Source organism: Testudinibacter sp. 'clade 2', assembly GCF_006227735.1.
Lineage (GTDB): Bacteria > Pseudomonadota > Gammaproteobacteria > Enterobacterales > Pasteurellaceae > Chelonobacter.
Window position 1 is genome coordinate 1 of record NZ_VDHB01000104.1, and the last position, 8,082, is coordinate 8,082.

7 protein-coding genes are annotated in these 8,082 nt (G+C 36.1%); all 7 read left to right on the forward strand.

Features of this window, described 5'->3' with window-relative positions; translation table 11 throughout:
* Positions 1 to 77: 77 nt before the first annotated feature.
* The 7 genes from rfbB to FHQ30_RS08810 are packed head-to-tail and all read left to right on the forward strand — an operon-like array spanning position 78 to position 7,927.
* Positions 78 to 1,142 carry a dTDP-glucose 4,6-dehydratase gene (gene rfbB, locus FHQ30_RS08780; RefSeq protein ID WP_139611005.1) on the forward strand — a complete coding sequence of 355 codons (1,065 nt, stop codon included), beginning with the start codon at positions 78 to 80 and terminating at the stop codon, positions 1,140 to 1,142.
* A 28-nt stretch (positions 1,143 to 1,170) separates the two neighbouring features.
* The gene (gene rfbA, locus FHQ30_RS08785; protein WP_139611006.1) at positions 1,171 to 2,037 is read left to right on the forward strand and encodes a glucose-1-phosphate thymidylyltransferase RfbA; all 867 of its coding nucleotides are present in this window, start codon (positions 1,171 to 1,173) and stop codon (positions 2,035 to 2,037) included.
* A gap of 30 nt (positions 2,038 to 2,067) precedes the next feature.
* Positions 2,068 to 3,459 carry a mannose-1-phosphate guanylyltransferase/mannose-6-phosphate isomerase gene (locus tag FHQ30_RS08790; protein WP_139611007.1) on the forward strand — a complete coding sequence of 464 codons (1,392 nt, stop codon included), beginning with the start codon at positions 2,068 to 2,070 and terminating at the stop codon, positions 3,457 to 3,459.
* A 12-nt stretch (positions 3,460 to 3,471) separates the two neighbouring features.
* Positions 3,472 to 4,263, forward strand: coding sequence for an ABC transporter permease (locus FHQ30_RS08795; protein WP_267965290.1), 792 nt, complete (start codon positions 3,472 to 3,474; stop codon positions 4,261 to 4,263).
* Entirely contained in the window at positions 4,260 to 5,495 is a 1,236-nt protein-coding gene (locus FHQ30_RS08800) for an ABC transporter ATP-binding protein (RefSeq protein ID WP_139612160.1), read from the forward strand. The genes FHQ30_RS08795 and FHQ30_RS08800 overlap by 4 nt, the downstream gene beginning before the upstream one ends.
* Positions 5,496 to 5,504: 9 nt before the next feature.
* Positions 5,505 to 6,824 carry a glycosyltransferase family 4 protein gene (locus FHQ30_RS08805; RefSeq protein WP_139612159.1) on the forward strand — a complete coding sequence of 440 codons (1,320 nt, stop codon included), beginning with the start codon at positions 5,505 to 5,507 and terminating at the stop codon, positions 6,822 to 6,824.
* 14 nt (positions 6,825 to 6,838) lie between these two features.
* Positions 6,839 to 7,927, forward strand: a complete 1,089-nt coding sequence (locus FHQ30_RS08810; protein ID WP_139615025.1) for a glycosyltransferase family 4 protein — start codon at positions 6,839 to 6,841, stop codon at positions 7,925 to 7,927.
* Positions 7,928 to 8,082: the final 155 nt, after the last annotated feature.

Genomic DNA, 8,082 nt, shown 5'->3' on the forward strand with positions numbered 1-8,082 from the left:
TTTATTAAGAGAATGGAGTTTTTCGACAGGATGTCGTTGATAATATTCTATTTTTGATAGACTTTTAAAGGATTTTTATGAAAATTTTAGTTACTGGTGGTGCCGGTTTTATTGGTTCGGCGGTTGTTCGCCATATTATTCAAGAGACCGCGGATAGTGTCATCAATCTAGACAAATTGACCTATGCCGGCAATTTGGAGTCCCTCGAACAAATCGCAGCAAATCCACGTTATGTTTTTGAGCAAGCAGATATCTGTGACAAAACCGCACTTGAACGCATTTTTCAGCAGCATCAACCTGATGCAGTGATGCACTTGGCAGCGGAAAGCCATGTTGACCGTTCAATTGACGGGCCGGCAGCATTCATCGACACTAATATTGTCGGCACTTATACTTTGCTGGAGGCTGCCAGAGCCTATTGGAACGGCCTTGAATCGGCTAAAAAACAGGCTTTCCGTTTTCACCATATTTCCACCGATGAAGTGTATGGTGATTTAGAGGGAACGGACGATCTGTTCACCGAAACCACCCCTTATTCCCCTAGCAGTCCGTATTCCGCCTCCAAAGCGGCGAGCGATCATCTGGTGCGGGCTTGGTTAAGAACTTACGCTTTCCCGACCATTGTCACCAATTGTTCGAATAACTATGGCCCATACCATTTCCCGGAAAAATTGATCCCCTTGATGATTTTAAATGCGTTGGAAGGCAAACCACTGCCGGTTTATGGCAACGGCATGCAAATTCGCGACTGGCTGTTTGTGGAAGATCATGCGCGGGCATTATATAAAGTGGTGACCGAAGGTAAAATCGGCGAAACCTACAACATTGGCGGGCACAACGAAAAAGCCAATATCGAGGTGGTAAAAACTATCTGCAACTTGTTGGAAGAATTGGTGCCTAATAAACCACAAGGGGTCGATCGTTATCAAGATTTGATCACTTATGTCACCGATCGTCCCGGGCATGATGTGCGTTATGCCATCGATGCCGCAAAAATCGGGCGTGAACTGGGCTGGCAACCGCAGGAAACCTTTGAATCCGGCATTCGTAAAACCGTGACGTGGTATCTCAACAATGAAAGATGGTGGAGCCGGGTGCTAGACGGTTCATATAGCTTGCAACGTTTGGGTACAAAAGCATAAATAAAAATATAAAGAGGCTTGACTTGATATGAAAGGGATTATTCTCGCCGGTGGCTCCGGCACGCGCCTGTATCCGATCACGCGTGGCGTTTCTAAGCAATTGTTGCCGGTTTATGATAAGCCGATGATTTATTACCCACTATCGGTACTGATGCTGGCCGGTATCCGAGATATTTTGATTATCACCACTCCGGAAGATAACGACAGTTTTAAACGCTTGCTCGGTGATGGCAGTGATTTTGGTATCAACTTACAATATGCCATTCAGCCGAGCCCGGATGGCTTGGCGCAGGCTTTTATTATCGGAGAAGATTTTATTGGGCAAGACAGCTGCTGTTTAGTGCTGGGCGACAATATTTTCTTCGGGCAATCCTTCACCCCACTATTACAAAAAGCAGTCGCCAGAACCAACGGCGCAACGGTGTTTGCCTATCAAGTGAAAGATCCGGAACGTTTCGGGGTGGTCGAGTTTGATGAACACTACAAGGCTTTATCCATCGAAGAAAAACCGCAAGTACCAAAATCCGATTGGGCGGTCACCGGCTTATATTTCTACGATAACCGGGTGGTAGAGCTCGCCAAACAAGTCAAACCATCCGCCCGTGGTGAATTGGAAATTACCACTTTAAATGAAATGTACCTCAATGACGGCTCTTTAAATGTCCAATTGTTAGGACGGGGCTTTGCCTGGTTAGACACCGGCACCCACGAAAGCCTACACGAAGCGGCTTCTTTTGTGCGCACCATTGAAAATATCCAAGGCATGCAAGTCGCTTGTTTGGAAGAAATTGCCTGGCGGCAAGGCTGGTTAACCGATCAACAACTGACCGCACTTGCTAAACCGATGAGTAAAAATGAATATGGACAGTATTTGTTGCGGTTGGTTAATAATTAGATTTTCTATAAAAAAGAAGGATATTTATAAATGTTTATACCGGTAATTATGGCGGGTGGCTCTGGATCAAGATTATGGCCTTTATCACGCTCTATGTTTCCTAAGCAATTTTTAGCCTTAGATAATAATAATGATCTCACTATGTTACAGACTACTTTGGAACGTATTGAGGGAATGCAGGCATTAGAACCCATTATTATTACTGGCGAACAGCATCGATTTATTGTCGCTGAACAGATGCGTGAGTACGGTAGTAAATCGAGAATAATTTTAGAGCCAGCAGGCAGAAATACAGCGCCGGCGATTGCCTTGGCGGCATTTGAAGCGATTAAACATGGTGAAGATCCTATCTTGTTAGTTTTAGCGGCTGATCATGTTGTAACTAATAAAAATGCATTTCAAGATTCAATCAAAAAAGCGTTAGTGCAAGCACAGGATAATAACCTAGTTACTTTTGGTATTGTTCCAACAGCTCCAGAAACTGGATATGGCTATATTCAGCGTGGTGAAGTGCTATCTGATGCTTATGCTGTAAAATGTTTTGTTGAAAAACCAAATTTAGATACAGCACAAGGATATATCTCCTCTGGAGAGTATTATTGGAATAGCGGTTGTTTTATGTTCAAGGCGAGCGTGTATTTGAATGAATTGAAACAGTTTGCACCAGAAATTTATAATACTTGTAAAAAAGCCATAGAAAACGGGGAGTCTAATCACGATTTTATCCGCGCAGAAATTGATGAATTTTTGAAATGTCCTGATGATTCTGTGGATTATGCCGTTATGGAAAAAACGGCAAAAGCCGTTGTTGTACCGATGGATGCAGGCTGGAGTGATGTTGGGTCTTGGTCTGCATTATGGGAAGTATCTGAAAAAGATGAGAATCAAAATGTACATCGCGGTGATGCTATTATGGAAAGTACGACCGGATGTTATATTTATGCGCCTAATAAGCTTGTTGCTGCGGTTGGATTAACGGATATTATTGTCGTTGATACTAAAGATGCGGTTTTAGTTGCCGATAAATCAAAAGTTCAGGAAGTTAAACAAATTGTTGAACAATTGAAAAGAGAGAACCGTAAAGAATACCAAGAACATCGAGAAGTATATCGACCTTGGGGGCGTTCGGATGCTATAGATAAAGGGAATAGATATAAGGTAAATAGAATAACGGTTAAACCAGGTGAAAGCCAGTTAATGCAGGTGCATTACCATCGGGCAGAGCATTGGATTGTCGTTTCTGGCACGGCGAAAGTAACGAAAGGGCATGAGGTTAGTTTAATTACTGAAAACCAATCTATTTATATTCCGGTAGGAATTGAACATAAAATTGAGAACCCGGGAAAAATTCCATTAGAGCTAATTGAAGTACAATCGGGAAGCTATTTAAGCGAAGATGATATTCTTCGTCTAGAATATTAAAAGGAATGTATTATGGGTATGTTTTCTGAGCTATACAGATATCGATCTTTTATTATTAGCTCCATAAAAAATGATTTAATTAATCGTTTCTCTAGAAGTAAACTGGGTGGATTGTGGGCTATCCTTAACCCCCTTTCTCAAGTCGCTATATACGCTTTGATATTATCTAATGTTTTATCAGCAAAATTACCAGGGATAGATAATAAATATGCATATTCAATTTATTTAATGGCGGGATTATTAGCATGGAATCTTTTTAATGAAGTCATCTTAAGATCTTTAAATATGTTTATTGATAATGGTGACTTAATGAAAAAGATGCAATTTCCGAAAGCAACAATACCGTCAATAGTTGGTGGGGTGAATTTTGTAAATAATATTTTATTATTTTTGGCAATGTTGATTATTTTTTTCTTACTAGGTCATGGATTTAGTTTAAATATTTTATGGTTGATTCCTTTTTCTTTATTATTATTAATTTTTTCATTAGGTATTGGGCTAATTCTTGGCGTACTTAATGTTTTTATTCGCGATATTGGTCAAGTTATTCCAATTTTGCTACAAGTTTTATTTTGGTTTACGCCTATTGCTTATCCTATTAGCATAATACCTGAACAATATAGATATCTATTGAAATTTAATCCTATCTCATACTTTACTGGCGCATATCAAGAAATCTTAGCATATAATAGAGTTCCTAATATTTCAGAATTGCTATTACTTCTAACAATTGCGATTATTATTATAGGGTTTGGAGTATTTCTATTTCGTCGAGCAAGTGCTGAAATGGTGGATGTATTATGAGTTATAATTATGTAATAAATATTGATCATATAAGTAAATCTTATCGAACTTATAAAAATGAATGGCAACGTTTCGCTAGATGGTTTGGTGCAGATAGTAATATTTTAGATGAAAAAAAGATATTAAAAAATATAACTTTTAGAGTTATGCCTGGAGAATCTATTGGTATCATTGGACAAAATGGTGCAGGGAAAAGTACACTTTTAAAATTGATAACGGGAACTTCAAAGCCAACCGAAGGGAAAATTACAATTAATGGGCGTATATCGGCAATTCTTGAGTTAGGAATGGGATTTAATCCTGATTTAACGGGACGTCAAAATGTTTACCACTCAGCCAGTTTGATGGGTTTTTCTAAAGAAGAAATTGATAGAGTTATTGATGATATTGAGGCGTTTGCTGAAGTAGGTGAATATTTTGATCAGCCTATCAGAGTATATTCAAGTGGTATGCAGGTTCGTGTTGCCTTTGCTGTGGCTACTGCTTGGAGACCTGAGGTATTGATTATTGATGAAGCTCTTTCTGTGGGTGATTCTTATTTTCAACATAAAAGCTTTAATCGAATTCGAGAATTTCAAAATGATGGCTCTACGTTATTAATTGTTTCACATGATAGAGGGGCAATTCAGGCACTGTGCAATAGGGCTATATTAATAGAGAAAGGCAATATTATTAAAGATGGTAACCCGGAAGAAATATTTGATTTTTATAATGCGTTAATTGCAGAAAAAGAAAATAGTATTGAGATTACTAAACTTAGCAATGGCGCTACACAGACTAAATCAGGAACTGGTGAAGCAACTGTTGATGATATAACATTAGTAAATCATACCGGTAACATTACTGATATTGTTAAAGTTGGAGAAAATGTAGAACTTAGAATTCAAGTGAGTATTCATAAAGATATTGAAAACCTCGTATTAGGAATAGGGATAAAAGATCGACTTGGACAAGTTATGTATGGAACGAATACTTGGCATACAAAGCAGATTGTGAATAATGTAAAGGCGGGGGAACAATATTCTTTTAATATTAGTTTTCAAGCAAATTTGGGGGTTGGAAGTTATTCATTGCAAACCGCACTTCATGATCGTGATACTCATTTAAATGCGAATTATGAATGGAAAGATTATGCACTAATATTTGAAGTAATAAATAGTGAGAAATTCTTCTTTGTTGGTAGTCAATGGCTGGATTGCTCATTTAATATAGATAAAATTAATAACAATTAAGGATAAAATATGAAAATAATGATTGATGGACATAATCTTGGGTTAAAAGAATTTACAGGAATTGGAGTTTATGCTAGTAACTTAGCTACTAACCTTCAAACATTAGGTCATGATATTTCTATTTTGTATTCAATGTATTCTGGTTCTGAAAAATTTCCTGAAAATATTGAATTCTATCAAAAGTTAGCGACTGAAGGTGAAGCCGCCTCTTCAGGCATTCTAAAATGGGCATACCATGGATTTCCTTATTATTTAAGTCAATTATTTGGAAAAGGATTAACGCCAAAAAAAGTTCAGACAAATATTCAATTGATCAATCAAGGATTAAATAGAAAAATACCAAATGGTGCTACTCCATATAATTTACCTCACTTTTTTAGAGTTTCACAGGCTTTTTCTGCTATATCGGCAAAAAATTTAAATGTTAATTTAACTGGGATGGATGTTTTACACCTGACGTTACCTTTACCTATATCGGCAAGAGGTGTTAAAAAAGTTGTTACGGTACATGATCTTATTCCTTTAAAACTTCCATTATCAACATCAGTTAATATCAGTCACTACGCCAATATACTAAAATCTAGTTTGAAAGATGCTGATCTGATCTTTACTGTATCTAACCAAAGTAAATTAGATTTAATAGAAATTATGAATATTCCAGATGAAAAAATTCATGTAACCTATCAATCTAGTTTTATTCCAAATAATCTCTTGAACTTACCTCAGGAGCGTATTGAAACTGTATTAGAAAATTATAATCTAAAATATAAGAAATATTTTATATTTTATGGTGCTGTTGAACCTAAAAAGAATGTTTTGCGATTATTACAGGCTTTTTCTAAAGCTAATACAGATTGTAAGTTAGTCGTTTTAGGTAAAAATGGTTGGTTATATGAGCAAGAGGAAAAGTTCTTTGATGCTCAACGATATAATCAAAAATATAATCAAGATGCAGAAAAAAGATTTAATCCTAAAATTATTCGTATCCCATATTCTGACTTTTCAGAAATGATGACCTTATTAAAAGGTGCTAACTCTTTGATTTTTCCATCTTTGTATGAAGGATTTGGATTACCAGTACTTGAGGCTATGCAAATGGGTATTCCTGTAATTACCAGTAATACGAGTTGTTTGCCTGAGGTTGCGGGCAATGCAGCTTTCTATGTTGATCCATATAGTATCGATGATATCATTAATGCGATTGAAACCTTATCATCTGATAATGCCCTTTTATCTAAATTATCTTCTTTAGGTTTAGAGCAAGCACAAAACTTTTCTGAAGAAAAATATCAAGAAAATCTAGCCGCAGGCTATAATTTACTTAAATAGTAGAATATTAATTAATGAAAATTGCAATTATACATTATTGGCTTGTTAATCAACGAGGTGGTGAGAAAGTTCTTGAGGCCTTATGTGAACTATATCCACAAGCGGATATTTTTACGCATGTTTATGATGCTAATAAATTTTTAGATTCAATTATTTCAAAACATAATATCAAAACAACTTTTATTTCGAAATTACCTTGGGCTATAAAAAAATATCAGCAGTATTTGCCATTTATGCCTTTGGCATTAGAAGAGTTAGATCTGACCGGCTATGATCTTGTTATTTCAAGTGAGTCGGGTCCAGCTAAAGGTATTATTACTCCACCGGGCGTTCCACATATTTGTTATTGCCATAGTCCGATGAGATATGCTTGGGATATGTATCATCAATATAAAAATACACAAAATAAATTAAAACGTCTTATTATGTCTCCAATAATGCATTATTTACGTCGTTGGGATCAGGCAACAAGCGTACAGGTTACAGGATTCATTGCTAATAGTTCATTTGTTGCACAGCGTATTAAAAGTTATTATGGAAGAGAAAGTGATATTATTTACCCTCCAGTCAATACCGCACAATTTTCAGTTTCGCCTGATTGTGATGAATATTACTTGTTGTTAGGACAATTGGTGGATTATAAGCGTGCAGATTTGGCCGTTAAAGCATTTAATGAGTCTGGAAAAAAGCTGGTTGTTATTGGAGATGGTAATCAATTGGGATGGCTAAAAAAAATAGCTAGAGAGAATGTCCAAATTTTAGGATCTTTGCCATTTGATGAAATGAGAAAATATTTATTAAAATGTCGAGCATTAATTTTTCCTGGTGTAGAAGACTTTGGTATAGTTCCTTTAGAGGCAATGGCATGCGGTAAACCTGTAATTGCTTATGCGAAAGGAGGTGCCTTGGATACCGTCTTAGATGGTATAACAGGTTGTTTTTTTTATGAACAAAATATTACTAGTATAAATAGTACTATTGAACAATTTGAAAACGACTTTTATTTGGATCAAGATAAAATTAGAAAACATGCTGAGAATTTTTCTAAAGAGAAATTCAAAGAAAAAGTAGAAGTATTCATTCGATCATTTTTAGTAAATTAAAAGGAAAATTAAGTAAATATTTACGTGAATATATAAGGGTAAAATCACTATGGTTTATTTATTAAAAGGTACTATGCAAAATTATATTTGGGGTGGTTCTGATTATATTCCTGAATTATTACAGATTGAGAAAAAAGAAGAATATTATGCAGAAT